This window comes from Acidobacteriota bacterium (assembly GCA_016196065.1).
In the GTDB taxonomy this organism is placed as follows: Bacteria; Acidobacteriota; Terriglobia; order Terriglobales; family Acidobacteriaceae; genus Acidiflorens.
On the sequence record JACPYL010000008.1, the window covers coordinates 322,897 to 342,004 of the forward strand.

Here is a 19,108-nt window from a genome sequence, read left to right on the forward strand (position 1 = left end):
TTAGATGAGCCGGCGGGGATGCGCAAATGACATCGATCACAACCGGTTGTTCATTCTTGCTCGCCGAGCGTTAACAGCAGACTATTGCCATCGAGAACCGCCTGGATGTCCGCGCAATTGCGAACGATCCAATCCGCGCCCGCCTGTTTCAGTTCTGCCCGATCGGAGGTGGTGGGAAAACCGATGACCCGTGCTCCGGCGGCTTTCCCCGCACGAATACCAGCGGGCGCATCTTCGACAACGACGCAATCGGGAGCGGCAAATCCCAGTCGGGCAGCGGCTTTGAGATATGGCTCAGGGTGCGGCTTGCCATGCTGAATGTCGCCGGCGGTGATCAGGGTGGGCAATACGGGTATACCCGCAACCCGCAAACGTACCTCGGCGAGAGGACGTGTGGCGGAAGTGACTACGGTCCAACGTCCGGCGGGCAGGCTCTTGATGAGTTCTGGCGCGCCGGAAATTGAAACTACTCCCTCGACATCCTCAATTTCCTGGCGCTCGACTTCAAGGTTCTCGGCATTGCTATCTGCGTTGGGCAAAAAATCGCGGACCGTATCGATGCTGGGCCGCCCGTGCGCAGCGCGGACAACTTCATCGGGATCGAATCCTCGAGCGATCGCCCATTTGCGCCAGACACGCGCTACGGCGTCGGTGGAATCGACGAGTACACCGTCCATGTCAAAGAGCATGGCCTGGCAACGAACCTTGGTCATGCTTTCTACTTTAACCGGAAACGCGCGATCACTTCACTGCGGGGTAGAAAAATTGGGTGGATTTCCGTGGACCTCGAAACGAAACGCGAGGACGAACCAAATTCGTCCTCGCGTTCGGTTTCAGTGCGTCAGCGAACTCGTTGCTAGTTTCCGCCGTTGCTTTGGGTCACAGTGAAACTCCAATCATCCAAGCGGAAGGTTGAAGCCGGATCCGTCACTCCCCACTGTACTTTCACGAAATAAGTGCCGGAAGCCAGCACAATGGAGCGGTCCACGGCGTGTCCCTGCCAGAACGTCTGCGGGCTGTTGACGGCGTCGAACGCGTAGTCGAAGCCGGAAGCAGGAGAAAGTTCCGTGGTGGCATTACTGGAATCCACTACCACAATCCGGACTGAGCACCAATTGCCGGCAGTGGGCCCTGCACAAATCGACTCCGCCGTGTAGCGCGTGGTGATCAGTTGTTTCTTGTTGGCGGGAACAGTGATCGCCACGACTCCGCCCGGAAGGTCCACAAAGGCGTTGGACGACGTGGTGAGAGCGTTCGTCTCGCTCACGACCGTAACCTTCGCCTGGGCCGTACCTTTGTGCGTGCTCGCCGCAAAAGCAGCACTGGATAATGACATCGCAAATAGAACGGCTCCAACCATAAACTTCTTAGAACTAGACATGGAATAGTCCTTTCAGGACAGGTCTCACCCGTCCGGTCTAGGGGGGAAGTCAGGTTGTGGTTTGCGCGTCGACAGAAACATTGCCTTATGTCGACACATTCAGAAAATTAATAAGCGGGGAAAAATACTGGGGTAGTTACGGGAAAGGACTTGCTGAACGAGACTATGATGCAAGACGTTTCGGTTGTCAACAAAAGACTCCGCGCCTGCTGCAAATAAATAGTCGACACACTCTGTAACGTTTTGCGAATTGCTTCACGAAGGCTACGGCTCCACTCCCAGCGCGGAATAGAGTTCGGCGGGCCGGTACAGGTCGCCGTCTCTTACCACCAACGCCGTCTTTCTGATGTCACTGATGTTGGCCACGGGATCGCCGTCGATCAGCGCGAGGTCCGCGAACTTACCCGGAGTGATGGAACCGAGATCGCGATCCATGCTCATGATGCGCGCGGCGTTCAGCGTCGCGTCTTGCAACACGCGAGAAGACGGAATGCCTGCCTCCACATGGAGTTCAAGTTCCCGTTGCAGTGCGAATCCAACAATCGAGTCCGTGCCCGCTTCCATTTGGATCCCGGCGCGGTAGAGCAGTCCGACCAGATCGACCATCTTCGCGAACGACTGGCGATAAGTCTGGTCCATGCCCTCCGGAGGCGTGAGGCCGCTCGACAACAACCCGCGGCGGACTTGCGGCGGAAGGCGTTTTGCAATGGGCTGAAAGCCGCGTGGAATCTCTCCGGCGCGATTCAGAAACATGTCTTCGAAGACACTGAGGGTTGGATCGAGCGTGGTGTGATGATCCTGCAGCAGCTTCACAAAAGACTGCACATCCGAAGACTTCAGATCGATACCAGCGCCGCGCTTGGCAACTTCGGTGAAGCGAGTCGGCGTATTCGTGTTCTTGACGTCGGGCAGGAAGTTCAGCATGAGAAAGTTAGCGTGCTGAATTTCGTCGTAGCCGAGTCTCACGCACTGGGCGGCAGTCATCTCCGCTGGAATGTGCCCGCTGACGCGCAGACCTTTTTTGTGAGCCTCATCAATGATTGCGGGAACTAGTTCGGGCTTCACCGAACTGTAAATCTTGATCTGAACGTATCCGAGGTGAGCGTAGTTGTCGACCGCAGCCCGAGATTCCTCCTCGGTCGAGACCAGCACTTTGGTTGGTCCTTGAAACGGCCCGCGCCCGTCAATGATCCCTGCGAGAACGATGCGGGTGCCGATCTCCTTGCCCTCTTCGATGCGCTTGCGGCGGGCCAGAAGTGTGTCGGTATCGTTCGCGAGATCGCGAACGGTAGTCACTCCGGCGGCGAGATTCAGGAATCCATCGTTGTCGGAGACATGGGTGTGCATGTCCCACAGGCCGGGGAGAAGAGTCTTGCCGCTCGCATCAACTACTTCTGCTTCAGCATTCGGTGTTGGCGAAGAATTTGCGGGCCCCACGCTCTGGATGCGATTGCCTGCAACGACGACGGTCTGGTCTTTGACGATCTTGCCGGACTCGGCGTCGAAGACATTGGCGTGCTGGAATACGATCCCCTTGGAAACGCGGTGAGCCAACTTGCTCGCCAACTTCGCTGAGCGAGCATTCGCGATTTCGTCCTGGACCTTATTGAGAGTGGCAGCGTTACCTTCCCATCCTTCGGGGACAATCGTGCTCCAGGGGCTAACGGTGCCAAAGAACTTTTCGTGATCGTCGAGCCACACGTACGTGGGAGAAAAGTCCAAGCCAGTGACGGCGTAGAGCGCAACGTGTTTCTTCTGGCCGGAATTTTCCAGATCGCTTTCGGCGACCCGTTCGATCTTCGCCTCCCCTTCAGGCAACAGAGAGAGCTTGCCGCCATTCGCAAGGGCCGCATGCGCCAGTGTGCCCAATTCGGACGGCGCTCCGTTGATGGAAACGTACAGGGCTGGCACGCCAATTTTCTTCTCACCCTTTTCGGAGTCGTTCTTCCAACTCGCGGTTCCGTCTTTCAACGAGTAGTTCTCATTTACCGGGGACTTGAGATAGTCGTTACCGCTAACGATTTCCGCCACCGGCACCCCGTGCGCGTCGAGGGTCAAGATGCTGGTCGTCTTGGGACCACGGCCACGGTCATTGAACTGAAAAAACATGTGCGTGGTGCCGTCGGGAGCTGTCCAGACTGCCTGTTGTCCGGCCAGGTTTCCCATGATCGTGACGGAGTAACGCTCCGCGTTCGCGGGAATATCAGCGGGGAGCGCGGGCACGGCGCTGGCTTCTTTCGGCGCTTGCGCCCACATGGACGTGAGCAGCAGGCAGAACAGCATCCCAAACAACAAAACTGCTGCAGTTTTTCGGGTCATGAAAATTCCTCTCATGCAGTCCCCCAGATATCTCCGAGTACCCGCTGAAAATTTGCTCCCAGGACTTTTTCAATTACGGCTGACGGCTGCCCACGTTTCGCGAGCTCAGAGGCAATGACTTCCATGTGATCCGGTCCATTCAGGTCCGGGACATACGGAAATCGGTCCTCGCCCGGTGCGCCGATGCCGAGTTTCTTGCGCTGCGCAATGTCGGCCTGGAAAGCCTGCTTCTGCTCATCGGTGAGAACGACTCTTTCAATTGCGCCGTCGGAGCCGATTCCGACATGGTCAGCACCACAGACATTGATGGCGTGCAACAGGTGCGCCATCACATGCTCGCGCGTCGGCACCGTCGGTGACGCCACCAGATAGGGCATAAGGAACACGCCGAAGTATCCGCCACGGTCGGCGAGTGCCTTGAGAATCTCGTCAGGCTTGCTGCGCGGATGCGCGTAGACGGCGGCACAGCCAGAATGCGAGATCAGTACAGGCTTCGTGGACGCCGCAATCCCCTCCGCGGTCGTCCGGTATCCACTGTGGGATAGATCGACGGCCACGCCGATCTCATTCATTGTTTTGATTGCAGCGAGTCCCGCTTTGCTCAGACCTGCGTTGCCCGGCTCGAGGCATCCATCACCGAAATTGCTCCGGTTGTTATAGGTGATCTGCATGATCCGAACACCCATCTTGCGGAACATCGCGATGCGATCGGGATTCTCTTCCAGAAACTGCGTGTACTGAAAACCGGGCAAGATGCCGATCTTGCGCTCCCGTTTGGCACGCGCAATATCGGAATGTTGGCGCACGAGGGTGAAACTATCCGGAAGCTTTTCGACCAGTTCGTCAACTGTGGCCAGGGCATTGATCGTCTCCTCGAAGGTCGGGTAGGAGATCGTCCAGTTCACGGCTGTGATTCCCGACGAGCGCACGGCGGCCAGACTTTCGGCACTCGGCAACTTTTCCAAGTCGGTAAATGGAGCGGCCAGGGAGTCGATGACGATAGCATTCCTGTAAAGCGCAGAGATATCGCGCGAGGTGTCGTCGAGCGCGGTCGCGAGCAGGGGCCGGGCGATCGCTAGCGCGGCCGACAGCTTCGGAATAGAGACGAGAAAATCCCGGCGATTCATGCAACGTTTCCCTGAAAAACATTCGAAAGCGGGATCAGGCGAGCGATGGGTGGTGAGCGCGGCAGGATTCGAACCTGCGACCCACGCCTTAAAAGGGCGTTGCTCTACCACCTGAGCTACGCGCCCACACTCATTTCAATCTAACATATCCGCGCCGATTACTTTGGTGGCGTTCGACTGGCGCGGCTCGCTGATACACTGACGTTTCGGCGATCTGCGGGAATGTTTCGCCGACGTGCAAGCGATTTTTCGTGGTCGCAACGTTGTCCGAAGATTCGATGGTGATTCCGCAACTACGGCAAAAATGAGACCTCCGGTCTTTATCGTTGGTTGTCCCCGTTCGGGAACGAGTTTTCTCTATCACCTCCTGCTCTCCGCGGGAGGCTTCGCGCGCTTCCACACGCAGATGAACGTTTTTGACGTGCTGGAGCCGATTTTTGGCGACCTGAATTCTCCCCCGAACAAGCAGAAAATGCTGCGGGAATGGCTGCGCAGCAAGGCTTTCGCGGTCTCGGGCCTGGATGCTGCCGAACTGGAAGCGCAAGTCTTGTCAGAGTGTCACAACTACGGCGACTTCATGCGCATCGTGATGGATGGCGTGGCGCGCAAGCAAAACGTCGATTGCTGGATCGATTCCACCCCCACGAATGTCCCGCACATGTTGCGCATTGGCCGCGATTTTCCTGAGGCGCTGTTCATTCACATCATCCGCGATGCACGCGATGTAGCGCTTTCGCTCGACAAGCGGCAGTGGAGCCGTCCTCTCCCGTGGGATAAGGAACGCAGTCTGCTGGCCGCTGGCCTCTACTGGGAGTGGATCGTCCGCAAGGGGCGAAAGTATGGAACGCAACTCGGGGCACGATATATGGAGGTGCGCTACGAGGATCTGGTCGAGCAACCGGAATCGGCGCTGAAGAAAATCGGCGACTTCACCAAGCACGACCTGGATTATGCCCGCATTCAGGAAACCAGCGTTGGATCCGTGAAGAAGCCTCTGACTTCTTTCAAGGAAGATCTAAAGGAAGGGCACTTCACGCCGGTAGGCCGGTGGAAGGACAAGTTTCCAGCGAAACAGCTGGTTCAGTTCGAAGAACTGATCGGACACTACCTTCAAGAACTCGGCTATGTGCTTTCCGATCCCAGCCATGCTTCTGCAAGTTCTCTCGCTTTGCGAAAAATGCGCTGGACCTATCGCAACTTCTACGAGTTCAAACAGTGGGCGAAAGTGAACACGCCACTCTCTCGCTGGATGGTGACGTATTCAGACATTCTGATTGATAAGTAGGGGCGCGAACTCAGGCGACGCGGCGCAGGATCCACAGGGCGATCTTTAATCCACGCATGACCTGCCCGGCCGCTTGCATCGGTTCGACAACGTCGCGGTAGATTCCGCGGCGTCCTTGCTCGCCTTCGACTGTCCCCACGCCTTCGATCAATCGCAAGCGGATCCGCTCGGCACGCCGACTGGTATCGTCGAGCGCGGCTTGAATCGATTGCGAGCGCGCGGAGACAAGAGTCGCAATTTCCTGGCTGTCGCGGCTGATCGACTCGATCCTCGGCTGAATGTATTGCTGTAAGTCCTTCGCCATCCGAACCGTGGGTTCGATCTGTTGCTGAATTTGCTCTGCAATTTCGGAAGCACGGCGAGCCGACCGCGCGGCAACCACAGCCATCCCGATGAAGGCAAACATTTCTACCAGAAGAGCCGCTGCCATCAGGATTACGACCGTCCACAGGAATGTCGTCATGGGGCTCCTAAGCTCCGGAGATGGTAACAGGTCAGGCGTGCCGCCCAAAGGCCTTTCCCTTGCCCCGTCCGGCCCGGTTGAGTAGTCTTGCCACATCTCTGCCATGCGTATGCTGCGCCGCCGCGCCTCGAATCAGAAGCTCGCCCTTACTCTTTGCGTGTTACTCGCCGGATTTCCGTGTTACGCCAAGAAGAAGGAATTGCCCGCCCGACGCTGGCAACAGGGAACACCCGGTTGCGAGTTTCAGCGCGGGGATGACGGCCGATATCGTTGGCGGATGGTTGGCGACAATCTCGATATGACGGTCTTGATGGACTCGCAGGAGTTATCGAAGAGCGAGCACCGCCTTTACAAGCCCCTCGGCTTGTACATGACCGTGACCTACACCGGTTCCGGCAAATTCGACTTCCCTGCCGACTTGAGGATGGAGTTTGTCCGCCATCACAACGTGATCGAGGGGTTTCTCGATCCGACGGACTTCTCGACCAGAATGCAGAATGATGTCGATACGCTGGTATTCGAAACTGAGCGTGAAATCAAGAAGCATCCAGAAAAAGCGGAAGAGAAAACCAATCGTGCACGCGAGTTCCAAAAAGAGGTGGCTGAGTTCATTGAATTTCTCAGCACGCAGAGCCTTGAACCCGCAATTCTCAGTGCTGCGAACCCCGAAGTTCACGGCTGGGTCTTTTTCGGCACCAAGAACAAGTGGCTGGGATCGTGGAAGAGCCGCGAAGATTTCATCCTCCGGGTGTGGATGAAAGACAAGATCTACGAATTTCCCTTTTCGCTGCCGCCCAGCGAAGGCGACCTGATCCTGCGGAAGCGGGACGAGTAGCGCGGGATATCGTGCGAAGCGCGGGGGCGGTTTGTGCTAAAGTTTGTCGCGCATGGCTTCCATCCGGCCCCAGGAACCTGTAACCCAGAAAACTGCTGCAAGCCTCTACTGTCCAGTGTGCGCGGTTGAAGTTGCCGACCCCCTCATTTGCGGGGACTGCTCGTCTGTGATCTGCAGGATCTGTGGAACTCCTCTTGAGTCTTCCGACGAATTGGGGATGGGATAACGAATGAGTCTCTCTCCCGCTTCCCCGGCCGCTCCCACTGACGCTTCCAAAGAAAAACCAAGTCTCGTTCGCGGACTGAGTTTGCTGGACGCTGTGCTCCTGCTGGTGAGTGGCATCATCGGGTCTTCGATTTTTCTTACCGCCAAAGACATTGCGGCTCCGCTGCCAAATCCATTCTGGTTCTTTCTGGTCTGGATTCTGGGCGGAGCCATCTCGCTGTGCGCCTGCGCCGCCTTTGCGGAACTCGGCTCCATGTTTCCAGATTCGGGCGGACAGTACATCTATCTGCGCGAGGCCTACGGAGACCTGGTCGCGTTTCTCTACGGATGGATGCTGTTTGCAGTCGCCAATGGTGGCACGATCGCTGCGTTGTCGGTAGCGTCGGCAGCGTACATGGGCAACATCTTCCCGGCAATCTCACAACAGCATGTGATTTTTTCAGTGCTCGGCATGGCGTTCACGCGGTCTCACGCGGTGGGATTGCTGTTGATCGTCGTGCTCACCTATGTGAACGTTTTCGGATTGCGATGGGGCGCGCTGCTGCAGAACCTTTCGACTTGGACGAAGTTCATCGCCATGTCCGCGTTTGTGGTGCTGGGATTCACGATCGGCAAAGGTCATTGGTCGAACTTCACCGCTCATTCCGGCGGCATGAGCATGGGACTGAGCCCCGGACAGCTGATCTCCGCGCTGGGCGTGGGACTGATCGCCGTCTTCTGGGCCTATGACGGATGGGTCTACGTCACATGGGTTGCCGGCGAAATCAAGGATCCGCGGAGAAACGTGCCGCTGGCCATGGTTTTCGGCGTGCTCGCTGTCGGCGCCATCTATCTGGCGATGAACATGGTTTATGTCTACGCGATGCCGCTGAGCGAAGTGGCCAAGCATGACACGATCGCGCACGCTGCGGCCGCCGCGTTGTTTTCGCCTGAGGCCGCCGTCTGGCTCTCAGCCATGATTGCCATTTCGTGTTTCAGCGCTGCGGCTTCGTGCACTCTTTCCGGGTCGCGCGTCTATCTCGCCATGGCGCAGGACGGCGCCTTCTTCAAACGCATGGCGGAGATCCACCCCAAATGGCGAACGCCCGCTTTCAGCTTGATTGGACAAGGGATCTGGGCCGCATTGCTCACGATGAGTGGCCGCTACGATCAGCTTTACACCTACGTCATTTTCGGGATGGTGCTTTCGTACACGCTGACGGTGATCGGATTGTTTGTCCTGCGTTGGAAGCAGCCCGATACTCCGCGTCCTTACCGTTGCACCGGGTACCCGTGGCTACCGGGTTTCTATGTATTGATCGGCGTCATCTGGACGTTGAATACGATTTTCACGCGTCCCACGGAGGCCTTCTGGGGCGCCACGATTGTGCTCGCGGGCGTGCCCGGGTATGTGTATTGGAAGTACGCGAACCCCAAAACACCGGCGGCGAATTAATCCCTGTAAAATCACTTTTACACTGCCACGACGCTGACTGATCTTATACGGGAGACTCTTGCCGATGCCTGATCCGCTGCTGATTGCACAAAGCACCGATCCGCTCTATTTACTGCCGCAGATGGCGAATCGCCATGGCTTGATCGCCGGGGCAACCGGGACTGGCAAGACTGTGACCTTGCAGGTGATGGCGGAGAATTTCAGCCGCATCGGCGTTCCCGTTTTTGCTGCGGACGTGAAAGGCGATCTCTCGGGAATCAGCCAGCCCGGCAAGGACAATCCTAAAATCGCGGACCGCGTGAAGAAGCTCAAGCTCGACGACTTCAAGTTTGAAAGCTGCTCCGCCACGTGTTGGGATGTTTTTGGAACCCAGGGTCATCCCGTACGATCCACAATTTCGGAGATGGGGCCTCTGCTCTTTAGCCGCATCCTGAACCTGAATGACACGCAGGCCGGTGTGCTGACTCTGGCCTTCAAGATTGCGGACGACAACGGCCTGCTCGTTCTAGACCTGAAGGACCTGCAAGCTTTGCTGCAGCATGTCGGCGATCACGCCGCCGACTACCAGACGCAGTATGGAAACATCTCCGCTGCCAGTATCGGAGCGATTCAGCGGGGGCTACTCACACTGCAACAGCAAGGCGGCGACAAGTTCTTCGGAGAACCAGCCCTCAACCTCGACGATCTGATCCAGACTGACACGAACGGACGAGGCATCATCAATCTGCTGGCCGCCGACAAATTGCTCGGCTCACCACAACTCTACGCGACGTTTCTCCTGTGGCTTCTCTCGGAACTGTTCGAGAAGTTGCCGGAGGTGGGCGATCCCGAAAAGCCCAAGCTGGTTTTCTTTTTTGACGAAGCGCACCTGCTGTTCACGGATATTCCGCCCTACCTCCAGGAGCGTATCGAGCAGGTCGTGCGGCTGATTCGGTCGAAGGGCGTGGGCATCTATTTCATTACGCAGAACCCGCTCGACATTCCGGACGTGATCCTCGGACAACTGGGAAACCGTGTGCAGCACGCCTTGCGGGCATTCACTCCGCGCGACCAGAAATCCGTCAAAGCGGCGGCAGATACATTCCGCGTAAATCCCAAACTCGATGTCGCCACCGTCATCACTCAGCTCGAAGTGGGAGAAGCACTGGTTTCTTTTCTCGACGAGAAAGGCACGCCGGGGATCGTGCAGCGCGCACTCATTTGCCCGCCGCACAGCCAGATTGGCCCGATCACTCCGGACCAGCGAGCGCAACTGATACAGAATTCCATCGTGCAGGGCGTCTACGAAAAGACAGTCGATCGCGAGTCTGCCTACGAGCGGCTGAAGGGGCGAGCCGAACAGACTCCTGCCCCGGGCGCGTCGCAGGACAAACCGTGGTATGCGAACCTGCCTTCGCTCGGCTTCCCCTCAACTGGCAGGCGCGGCGACAGCGTGGTCGAAGCGATGGTGAAGAGTGCCGCACGATCGGTGGGCAGTTCGGTCGGGAGGCAGATCGTGCGCGGAGTACTCGGGTCGCTTCTGGGCGGAAACCGGCGCTAGATCAGCTGGAAATACGACTTGCCCGAACCTCAACTCTCTGCAATCCTTACCGCTCGCCATTTGACGGCGCCATACAAACTCACGCGTGAGTGACCCAGGGCCAGAGTCCATCGCTATCGCCGGATCCGGCGTTTCTGTCGCCGAGGCCGCCGATCCTAACCGCCCCAAGCGGGTCATGGGATTCCGCGACCTGCTTCTTTTCTATGTTGTCACAGGCATCAGCCTGCGCTGGATCGCAACCGCGGCAGCGGCGGGCCCAAGTTCGATCGTCATATGGATCGGGGCGTGGCTCGCTTTTTATACTCCGCTCGCGCTGTCGGTCATCGAGATGTCGTCGCGGTATCCGAATGAAGGCGGCCTGTACGTTTGGACCAAGCGGGCGTTCGGCGACTTCTCCGGGTTCATGGCGGCGTGGACTTACTGGACTTCGAATCTTCCCTACTTCCCTGCCGTGCTGTATTTCGCCGCCAGCAACGTCATCTTCATTCGCGAGGCGGAGTGGGGATATCTTTCCGGCAACGCGACTTTCTACATCACGTTCGCACTGCTGACCCTGATCGCGGCAACGCTGCTGAACATCGTCGGACTCGATGTCGGGAAATGGCTGCACAACATCGGCGCGCTGGCCATGTGGATTCCCGTGATGATCGTGATCGGCATGGGCCTGCTCGCGTATCACCGTTACGGATCGGCAACTACTTTCTCGCTGCACACTATGACGCCGAGCATCCACATGAATGACATTATTTTCTGGTCGGTGCTGACCTTCGCGTTCGGCGGTTGTGAGGCGGCCTCGTTCATGGGAGAGGAAATCAAGAACGCCCGCCGCACGATTCCTCTCACGCTCTTCGTGGCCGGACTAACGGTGAGTTTCTGTTACATCATCGGCACAGTGTGCGTGCTGCTGGCGCTGCCCTCGACGGAGATCAACAGCCTGCAAGGCCTGGTGCAGGCGATCGGCAAGACGGCGGAACGCGTCGGCATGCCCGGAGTTCTACCGCTAGCGGCTTTTTTGATCGCGCTCAGCAACATCGGCGCTTCGGGTGCGTACCTGGCCGCATGTGCGCGCCTGCCTTTCGTGGCCGGCATCGACCGCTTTCTGCCGCCCGCGTTCGGTGCACTCCATCCGCGGTGGGGGACTCCGTGGGTCGCTATTCTGACGCAGACCTTCATCGGGAGTGTTTTTATCTTTCTCGGACAGGCAGGCACCACCGTCAAGGGAGCCTACGACGTGCTGGTCAGCATGGGCGTGATCACCTATTTCATTCCCTACCTTTACGTTTTTGCGTCCATGTTCAAACTGCAACGGGAGGAAGCGGGACCGGACGTGATTCGCGTCCCCGGTGGCAAGCCCGTCGCCTATGCGCTCTCGATCGTGGGATTCACGACCACGGCGTTCACTATTGCAGTTTCCGTGATTCCACAGCCGGATGAGCCGCACAAATTGCTGGCTGTCACCAAAATCGTGGGCGGTTGCGGTGCGCTGGTGCTGATCGGAGTGTGGATTTATTGGGCCGGAAGAAAACGAGCCGCAAAACTTCAGTAATGCATCCCAACATTCGTTGCCTGTGCGGTATCCAGCACAACAATTACGCAGGTATTACAAAGCGGGGCGTAGCGGCGTGTTCCAATTGAGCTGGGACCCGAAACTCCGCATGAGCATTTTCAGCCGCGACAAGACCTTTAGCCAGCCGGTCAATCTGACCATTTCATTGTCATTGGCAATCTTTCACGTTTGCGCCATCGTTGCCTTATTCATGTTCAGCTGGAAAGCCTTGGCATTCGGCCTGTTGATGTGGTGGGTTGCCGAGAGCCTCGGGATCGGCATGGGATACCATCGCCTGCTCACGCACCGCGGGTACAAGACGCCGAAGTGGGTGGAATATTGCCTCACCATCTGCGGTACGCTGGCTCTGCAAGGCGGGCCGATTGGCTGGGTGGCGACGCATCGCCTCCATCACCAGAATTCCGATAAAGACGGCGATCCACACTCGCCACGCGATGGCGGCTTCTGGGCTCACATGGGATGGATCATCACCGGCGAGTCGCTGCACAACAAGTCCATCGAACTTCTGCCCTACGTCCCGGAACTTCGCAAAGACAAGTTCATGATCTGGATCAGCGAATGGCACTGGGTACCGCTGACCGTGATTGCAGTCCTCACGCTTGCGCTGGGTGGATGGAAATTCGTGATGTGGGGAATCTTTTTGCGCACCGTGGTCGGCCTTCACGCCACCTATCTGGTCAACTCGGCCACTCATATATGGGGATCGCGCCGCTTTCGCACCACCGATGCTTCAACCAACAATTTCTGGGTCGCGATGCTGAGTTTCGGCGAAGGCTGGCACAACAACCATCATGCGCATCCGCAATCGGCGCGCCATGGACTGGCTTGGTACGAGTTCGACTTGAACTGGTACGGGATCGCCGCTCTGCGCACCGTGGGCCTGGCATGGGACGTGAAAGTGCCCTCTGCAAGCCGTCTTTCAAGTTGACAAGATCGCTTCTCTAAAGCAAACTTCTGCAACTGATTTTTAGCCGCAAGCGTTAGTCCCCGTACGCTGCATTCACCCACGCACCACACAGAAAGGCTGCTATGAAGACCCTTACCCACCGCACGCTCTCCTTCTCGTCGATCGTTCTCCTCACCGTTCTCCTGACTTTTGCATTGGGCGCCACCGCCGCTGCGCAGTCCCACCTTACCGGGACATTGCCAGACGGTGCGACCTATGTCATCGATGTGCCGGCTAACTGGAACGGAACGCTTCTGCTCTATAGCCACGGCTATGTTTTCCCGGGCGGCGCCAATCCGGCTCAGGACGTGGGCGATGGGATCACGGCAACCTATGTTTTCGGCGCCGGATACGCGCTGGCAGGTTCTTCTTATGCTTCGACTGATTGGGCTGTAAAAGAGGCGATCCCGGATCAGATCGCGGTGCTCGACGCTTTCAAGACCCGCGTCGGCACGCCCACCACAACCATTGCATGGGGACACTCGATGGGGGGCATGATTTCAGCGGCGCTGGTTCAGCAGTTCCCCACCCGGTTTAATGGCGCGCTGCCCATGTGCGGGATCGTCGCCGGCGCCGTAGGACAATGGAACCAGTGGCTCGACGGTGCGTTCGTTTTCAACACGCTGCTGGCGGGCGGCACACTCCAACTCGTTCACATCACCAACCCTAACAATTTTGCAAATGCCGAAACAATCCTCGGCGCCGCTCAGGGAACTCCGCAGGGGCGGGCGCGTCTTGCACTCGCGGCGGCCTTTACCGACACACCAGGCTGGGCCGATCCGTCTTTGCCGGAGCCTGCACCGACCGACTATACGACTCGGCAGGTAAACCAGTTCTTGTGGCTGGCCAATGGCGAGTTCCCGTTGATGTTCGCGTTCCGCGCGGAACTGGAAGCGCGCGCCGGAGGGAATCCATCCTGGAACACGGGCGTGAATTACGCCACGCTCCTGAAAAAATCGAATTCACTGGCCGAAGTGCAGGCGCTGTATGCCGCTGCGGGCCTCAGTCTGGATGCCGATCTGGCCACGCTGAAGGGTGCAAAGAGAATTTCCGCGGATGCCGCGGCGAAGACCTATCTGACCCAGAACGTTACTTACAACGGCCAGATCACCGTCCCCGTGCTGACCTTGCACACCACCGCCGACGGCGGTGTAAATGTCGAAAACGAAAAAGCCTACAGCACGACTGTACACACGGCAGGCAACACTCTGCTCTTGAAAGAAACGTTCGTGCATCGCGCGGGGCATTGCGAGTTCACGCCCGCGGAAACCATCGCAGCATTGCAGAAACTTGCAACCCGCGTGACGACTGGAAAATGGAAGGCGATCACACCGGCAAGCATGAATAGCGCAGCGACTGCGCTCGGTCCGGGATACAACGTCCTCTTTCTCAATAACCAGCTCGTACCGGTGGCCCCGGAGTTTGAGAAATTCACTCCGCTGAATTTCCTGCGCCCGTTTGACGCGTTCAGCAACTGAGTAGGGCGTGCCCCTGAAACACGTTGCTACAGGGCCGTAGTTTGAAGACCGACCAAAGTGGCTGTGACGGGGGCCACAGACTGCGGCCATTGATTGCCTCATCGTAGTAACGTCCTCGAAACACATCGTTGCCGCCGCACCCTCAGTTGCCTCAGCCGCGTAGCGGCGGCATGCGAAAGCCCGGCACGGCAGTGCCGGGTAGGCGAGCGGCGGGCACGAGTCCCGCAGGGACGGCACCCATGGCGCACAAATATCCGAACGTCCTGATTCATCTCGTTTTCAGCACCAAACAACGCCGCGACCTGATCCCGGTCCAACTCCACGCAATGTTATGGAAATATCTCGCTGGCATAGGACGGAATCACAAGATCCCTGTCTTCTGCGCGGGGGGCACATCCAATCATGTCCATCTTCTAATTGCATTGCCGTCGGATGTGACCGTTGCCAAGGCGGTCCAGGTTTTGAAAGCGAACTCCTCCCGTTGGATCGGTGAGCATGGGATCGCATTCGCCTGGCAGGAAGGTTACGGAGCATTCAGCGTAAGTGCGTCAAACGTCGCGATCGTGCGCCATTACATCGAACATCAGGCGGAACATCACGCCAAACGCAGCTACGAGGATGAGTTTGTGACATTGTTAAGAAAAACCGGGGTGGAATTCGAACCCGATCAGGTTTTCGGGTGAGGGTGCCGTCCCTGGCGGGACTTGATCTTTGCTGATGCCTACCCGGCACTACCGTGCCGGGCTTTCACGTTCCGCCGCTTCGCGGCTGGTCATCAGAACGGGAGTCAAACACCGTGATCATTTGACCGCGAGTAGACCCACAACGCTCTCCGGCGCGCCAGAATTCCCTCACACCAACTGGAGAGCCCATACAGCACCGCACCCACTAAGAGGCCAAGCGTTACCATTACTCCGACTTCGGCTAGGCCCCCTGCAGCGGCCGCCAACCAAAATTGCTTCTCTTGTGCAATCCCGACCAGGATGTTCGTGACGCCGTCCGTGAGCATTACAAAGGCAAGGATCAGCGTAAGTACAGCCATTCTCTTAATTCCCACTGCTTTGGAAGCACACATTTCATATGCATACAGAAATGAAGCGTCGGGAGGCTTTTTGCTTTTCGACAATAGTCCTCCAAGCCAGAGTTGGCGCGCCATGCCTACTGACCTGATGATAGAGATCCCCAGAACCAAAAGTAGATAGAGAACAAACAGTTTGTTCTGCCAAGGCATCTGGCGGTCGACTATGATCGGATCCCACGCAACGTTTGTCTCTTGCACTCAGCCTCCGGGATACAATTCGCTCTATCGACTAGAGAATCTGTCACTCTATTAGACACCGGCAGTCTGAAATTGGCGCTGGCACGCAACCCATACCCGCAACAACAAGAAAGGCACGAAGATATTCTCCGTGCCTCTGTGTCTCTGTGGTGAATAAGTCCTTAGACCGGCGTCGCCGTCTTCCTCTTCGGATTGAAGAACGGCAAAGGCACGACCGTCGCGGTGGTCTGCTTGCGTTGCGCTTCGATGGTTAATTCCATCTGGAGCTTTGTCCCGACTTTCGAATGATCGGAATCGACGCTGGCTAGCGCAATCAACTTCTTCAATAGGGGCGAGAACGCAGTGGTCGTGGCTTTCCCTACCTGGCGGTCTCCGGAATAGACCGGCACTGGTGTTCGCGAAGCCTGGCTGGGCGCGGCGGGAGACAATCCGAATTTGTCGAACTGCTCTTCGACTTCGACCCAATCGACTTCGAGTCCAACCAACTGGCGGGCTACTCCCTGTCTGACATCGCGCGCCAATGCACGTTTCCCGATGAAATTCTCTTTATCGAGATGCACCATCTTCCCGAAACCCAATTCGTAGGGCGAATATTTCTGGGAAGCAATCAGCGCTTTCTTGGAACTCGAGTAGTCCACTTCGATCAGTAACAGGCCGGCTTCCACGCGAGAGACATCCAACGCCAGCATTCCGGCGGGATGAATATCGAACTGCTTGCCCTTGGACATCAGTTCATCCCAGACCTTGACAGCGTCATTCCACGGGATCCAGATTTCGTAGCCGAGATCGCCGGTATATCCGGTACGCGAAATGTCCACGGGCACGCCTGCGATCTTGCCACTCGTCTTGCGGAAGTATTTCAGGTTGCTGATATCCGCGTCGGTCACGGCCTTGAGCAACTTCGCCGAGGTCGGCCCTTGCAATGCGAGGGCAGCAGTCTGTTCCGAGATGTCTTCGACCTGAACGTCCATGTTTAGACCGTTCTGGCGAATCCAGCGCAGGCTGGGATCGGCAGCGGTCCAGCGATACTTGTTTTCTTCGAGGCGCGTAATCGTACCGTCGTCGATCACCTTGCCGTCTTCATCGCACCAGCAGCAATAGATCACCTGCCCGACCGCGACTTTGTTAACGTCGCGCGTGATGATGCGGTTCACGAGCTTGGTGGCATCCTTGCCGGTGATCAGATACTTGTAGAGCGGTGAGATATCAATCAGCGCACACGCGTTGCGGATCGCGTTGTACTCGTGCTCGTGATGTACTTCATAAACGCTGACCGTGTAGTATCCCGACCATTCCCGGTAGTTCAGGCTGTGGCAGAGGGCAAGAGTTCGCTCGTGAAATGCAGTTCCAACTGGCAAGGGTGGCCTCGTGTGTCGGCTTTCCTCTGTGTTCTCCGTGACCTCTGTGGTTAAGACTTTGCCTTCCTAACCGAAGATGTCACACGATACACAGAGAAAACCTTGAACGCCGGATTATATGAGCCAGCAGGCTCGCTCAGCAAGGGTGGAAATACATTGACCCAAAGTCAGAACTGGCGCGTAAGTGTAGAGACAAAAAGATAGTTTACCGATAGAATGGCGAGTCACTTTCGAAGCACTTCCTGCCCTCTGGATCGAACTATGCCTGCAGCCGCAAGCAGTAACAAATACGACGTGATTGTGATTGGCGGAGGCCATAACGGCCTGACCACGGCCGCCTACCTGGCCAAAGCGGGACGAAAAGTTCTGGTGCTGGAGCGCCGGCACGTTCTCGGCGGCGCTGCGTGCACGGAAGAAGTTTTTCCCGGATTCAAGTTTTCGGTTTGCTCTTACGTCGTGTCGCTGCTGCGGCCGGAGATCATCCGCGATCTCGATCTGCCGCGGCATGGCCTGGAAATTCTTCCGCTCGATGGGACGTTCACACCCATGCCGAGCGGCGATTATCTGTGGCGCGTCAACGATCATGGCAAGACGCACCGCGAAATCGCGCGCCACTCGCGGGTTGACGCTGAGGCTTACGACGAATTCGGCAAGGCGATGCAGGCAATGTGCCGCTTCGTGAAGCCAATCCTGAGCATGGTCCCGCCGGACCCCGCGACGCTGAATCCGAAAGAACTGATGAAGATGTTGTTCCTGGGACGCCGTTTTCAGGACATGACGAGCGGCGACAAATACAACCAGGTCCAGCTCATGACGATGAGCGCGATCGATTTCCTCGATCAATGGTTTGAGACGGACGTGCTGAAAGCCACCATGTCGGCGTCCGGAATTATCGGGACGTTTCTCGGCGTGCGCTCGCCGGGGACGGCCTACGTACTGCTCCATCACTACATGGGAGAGATCGACGGCGCATTCCGCGCCTGGGGATTCGCGCGCGGAGGTACGGGAGCAATCTCGAATGCGATCGCGGCCGCGGCCGTGGAGGCAGGCGTCGAGATTCGCACCCAGACGCCGATTTCAAAAATTATCGTCAAGAACAATCGCGCGGTTGGCGTCGCTCTGGACAATGGCGACGAAATTTATGCGGATGTGATTTCTTCGAGCGTCGATCCCCGGCTGACGTTCGTCAAGATGATCGATGCAGGAGTCCTGCCAGCCGAATTCATGGAAGGCGTGAATCGCTACAAGTTCCGAGGATCGTCGGGTAAAGTGAATCTCGCTCTCGACGGCCTGCCGAATTTCAAGTGCCTGCCCGGCGTAGGCGCGCACCTTCGCGGTGCGATGTCGATCTCACCAAGCGTCGAGTACATGGAAAAGGCGTACGACGAAGCGAAGTACGGACACTGGTCCTCGCATCCTTACATCGACATGGTGATCCCGACGCTGACCGATCCCTCGGTTGCGCCTCCGGGCAAGCACGTGATGTCGTGCTTCGTGCAGTACGCGCCGTACAAGCTGGCGCCCGGCCTCGACTGGGATACGGAAAAAGAAAAGTTTGGCGACGCGGTCATCAACGCCATTGCCGAATACGCGCCCAACATTAAAGACATCATCCTGCATCGGCAGGTAGTGACGCCGCTTGATCTGGAGCGCGAATGGGGATTGAGCGAAGGCAATATCTTCCAGGGTGAACTCTCGCTGGAGCAACTGTTCTTCCTGCGTCCAGTGGCAGGATGGGCGGCTTTCCGCACTCCCATCAAGAACCTCTATCTGTGCGGTTCGGCGACGCATCCGGGCGGCGGCATCATGGGCGCTCCGGGACGATTGGCGGCGCTGGAAATTCTTAAAGACGGAAAGGCTGCCTGATTTC

At 57.4% G+C, this 19,108-nt stretch carries 16 protein-coding genes and 1 tRNA gene; 9 read left to right on the forward strand and 8 right to left on the reverse strand.

Features of this window, described 5'->3' with window-relative positions:
• Positions 1 to 50 precede the first annotated feature (50 nt).
• From HY010_02460 to HY010_02480, 5 genes are all read right to left on the reverse strand, one after another.
• Positions 51 to 713 carry an HAD family hydrolase gene (locus tag HY010_02460; protein MBI3474568.1) on the reverse strand — a complete coding sequence of 221 codons (663 nt, stop codon included), beginning with the start codon at positions 711 to 713 and terminating at the stop codon, positions 51 to 53.
• A 143-nt stretch (positions 714 to 856) separates the two neighbouring features.
• Positions 857 to 1,381, reverse strand: coding sequence for a hypothetical protein (locus HY010_02465; GenBank protein ID MBI3474569.1), 525 nt, complete (start codon positions 1,379 to 1,381; stop codon positions 857 to 859).
• 264 nt (positions 1,382 to 1,645) lie between these two features.
• Positions 1,646 to 3,700, reverse strand: a complete 2,055-nt coding sequence (locus HY010_02470; GenBank protein ID MBI3474570.1) for an amidohydrolase family protein — start codon at positions 3,698 to 3,700, stop codon at positions 1,646 to 1,648.
• Positions 3,701 to 3,711: 11 nt separating this feature from the next.
• Positions 3,712 to 4,827 carry a membrane dipeptidase gene (locus HY010_02475; protein ID MBI3474571.1) on the reverse strand — a complete coding sequence of 372 codons (1,116 nt, stop codon included), beginning with the start codon at positions 4,825 to 4,827 and terminating at the stop codon, positions 3,712 to 3,714.
• A 50-nt stretch (positions 4,828 to 4,877) separates the two neighbouring features.
• Positions 4,878 to 4,953: transfer RNA gene (locus tag HY010_02480), tRNA-Lys, on the reverse strand.
• 178 nt (positions 4,954 to 5,131) lie between these two features.
• Here HY010_02480 and HY010_02485 point away from each other — a divergent pair.
• Positions 5,132 to 6,112 carry a sulfotransferase gene (locus tag HY010_02485; GenBank protein MBI3474572.1) on the forward strand — a complete coding sequence of 327 codons (981 nt, stop codon included), beginning with the start codon at positions 5,132 to 5,134 and terminating at the stop codon, positions 6,110 to 6,112.
• 10 nt (positions 6,113 to 6,122) lie between these two features.
• Here the strand turns inward: HY010_02485 and HY010_02490 are convergent, their stop codons facing one another.
• The gene (locus HY010_02490; GenBank protein MBI3474573.1) at positions 6,123 to 6,575 is read right to left on the reverse strand and encodes a hypothetical protein; all 453 of its coding nucleotides are present in this window, start codon (positions 6,573 to 6,575) and stop codon (positions 6,123 to 6,125) included.
• 103 nt (positions 6,576 to 6,678) lie between these two features.
• On the opposite strand from HY010_02490, the gene HY010_02495 reads away from it, so the two are divergent.
• The 7 genes from HY010_02495 to tnpA all read left to right on the forward strand — a co-directional run bounded on the left by HY010_02495 (position 6,679) and on the right by tnpA (position 15,284).
• Entirely contained in the window at positions 6,679 to 7,410 is a 732-nt protein-coding gene (locus HY010_02495; protein ID MBI3474574.1) for a hypothetical protein, read from the forward strand.
• Between the two features lie 229 nt (positions 7,411 to 7,639).
• Positions 7,640 to 9,070, forward strand: a complete 1,431-nt coding sequence (locus HY010_02500; protein ID MBI3474575.1) for an amino acid permease — start codon at positions 7,640 to 7,642, stop codon at positions 9,068 to 9,070.
• Between the two features lie 64 nt (positions 9,071 to 9,134).
• Positions 9,135 to 10,610 (forward strand): DUF853 domain-containing protein, encoded by a 1,476-nt coding sequence (locus tag HY010_02505; GenBank protein ID MBI3474576.1) that lies wholly within the window; start codon positions 9,135 to 9,137, stop codon positions 10,608 to 10,610.
• An 85-nt stretch (positions 10,611 to 10,695) separates the two neighbouring features.
• On the forward strand, positions 10,696 to 12,156 hold the full coding sequence (locus tag HY010_02510; protein MBI3474577.1) for an APC family permease: 1,461 nt from the start codon (positions 10,696 to 10,698) through the stop codon (positions 12,154 to 12,156).
• A gap of 109 nt (positions 12,157 to 12,265) precedes the next feature.
• The gene (locus tag HY010_02515; GenBank protein ID MBI3474578.1) at positions 12,266 to 13,105 is read left to right on the forward strand and encodes an acyl-CoA desaturase; all 840 of its coding nucleotides are present in this window, start codon (positions 12,266 to 12,268) and stop codon (positions 13,103 to 13,105) included.
• A 101-nt stretch (positions 13,106 to 13,206) separates the two neighbouring features.
• A complete protein-coding gene (locus tag HY010_02520) occupies positions 13,207 to 14,601 on the forward strand; it encodes a prolyl oligopeptidase family serine peptidase (protein MBI3474579.1) in 1,395 nt (464 codons plus the stop codon).
• Positions 14,602 to 14,771: 170 nt separating this feature from the next.
• A complete protein-coding gene (gene tnpA, locus HY010_02525; GenBank protein ID MBI3474580.1) occupies positions 14,772 to 15,284 on the forward strand; it encodes an IS200/IS605 family transposase in 513 nt (170 codons plus the stop codon).
• Between the two features lie 104 nt (positions 15,285 to 15,388).
• On the opposite strand, the gene HY010_02530 is transcribed toward tnpA, so the two are convergent.
• Positions 15,389 to 15,880, reverse strand: coding sequence for a hypothetical protein (locus HY010_02530; protein ID MBI3474581.1), 492 nt, complete (start codon positions 15,878 to 15,880; stop codon positions 15,389 to 15,391).
• A 161-nt stretch (positions 15,881 to 16,041) separates the two neighbouring features.
• Entirely contained in the window at positions 16,042 to 17,238 is a 1,197-nt protein-coding gene (locus HY010_02535; protein ID MBI3474582.1) for an aminomethyl transferase family protein, read from the reverse strand.
• A 261-nt stretch (positions 17,239 to 17,499) separates the two neighbouring features.
• Between HY010_02535 and HY010_02540 the strand changes: the two genes are divergently transcribed.
• Positions 17,500 to 19,104, forward strand: a complete 1,605-nt coding sequence (locus tag HY010_02540; protein MBI3474583.1) for an NAD(P)/FAD-dependent oxidoreductase — start codon at positions 17,500 to 17,502, stop codon at positions 19,102 to 19,104.
• The last annotated feature ends 4 nt before the right edge of the window (positions 19,105 to 19,108 follow it).

What these genes read in the sequence shown, in the direction of transcription:
- HY010_02460 (MBI3474568.1), bottom strand. Translation starts at nt 713, where the DNA reads ATGACCAAGGTTCGTTGCCAGGCCATGCTCTTTGACATGGACGGTGTA.
- HY010_02465 (MBI3474569.1), bottom strand. Translation starts at nt 1,381, where the DNA reads ATGTCTAGTTCTAAGAAGTTTATGGTTGGAGCCGTTCTATTTGCGATG.
- HY010_02470 (MBI3474570.1), bottom strand. Translation starts at nt 3,700, where the DNA reads ATGACCCGAAAAACTGCAGCAGTTTTGTTGTTTGGGATGCTGTTCTGC.
- HY010_02475 (MBI3474571.1), bottom strand. Translation starts at nt 4,827, where the DNA reads ATGAATCGCCGGGATTTTCTCGTCTCTATTCCGAAGCTGTCGGCCGCG.
- HY010_02485 (MBI3474572.1), top strand. Translation starts at nt 5,132, where the DNA reads ATGAGACCTCCGGTCTTTATCGTTGGTTGTCCCCGTTCGGGAACGAGT.
- HY010_02490 (MBI3474573.1), bottom strand. Translation starts at nt 6,575, where the DNA reads ATGACGACATTCCTGTGGACGGTCGTAATCCTGATGGCAGCGGCTCTT.
- HY010_02495 (MBI3474574.1), top strand. Translation starts at nt 6,679, where the DNA reads ATGCGTATGCTGCGCCGCCGCGCCTCGAATCAGAAGCTCGCCCTTACT.
- HY010_02500 (MBI3474575.1), top strand. Translation starts at nt 7,640, where the DNA reads ATGAGTCTCTCTCCCGCTTCCCCGGCCGCTCCCACTGACGCTTCCAAA.
- HY010_02505 (MBI3474576.1), top strand. Translation starts at nt 9,135, where the DNA reads ATGCCTGATCCGCTGCTGATTGCACAAAGCACCGATCCGCTCTATTTA.
- HY010_02515 (MBI3474578.1), top strand. Translation starts at nt 12,266, where the DNA reads ATGAGCATTTTCAGCCGCGACAAGACCTTTAGCCAGCCGGTCAATCTG.
- HY010_02520 (MBI3474579.1), top strand. Translation starts at nt 13,207, where the DNA reads ATGAAGACCCTTACCCACCGCACGCTCTCCTTCTCGTCGATCGTTCTC.
- tnpA (MBI3474580.1), top strand. Translation starts at nt 14,772, where the DNA reads ATGCGAAAGCCCGGCACGGCAGTGCCGGGTAGGCGAGCGGCGGGCACG.
- HY010_02540 (MBI3474583.1), top strand. Translation starts at nt 17,500, where the DNA reads ATGCCTGCAGCCGCAAGCAGTAACAAATACGACGTGATTGTGATTGGC.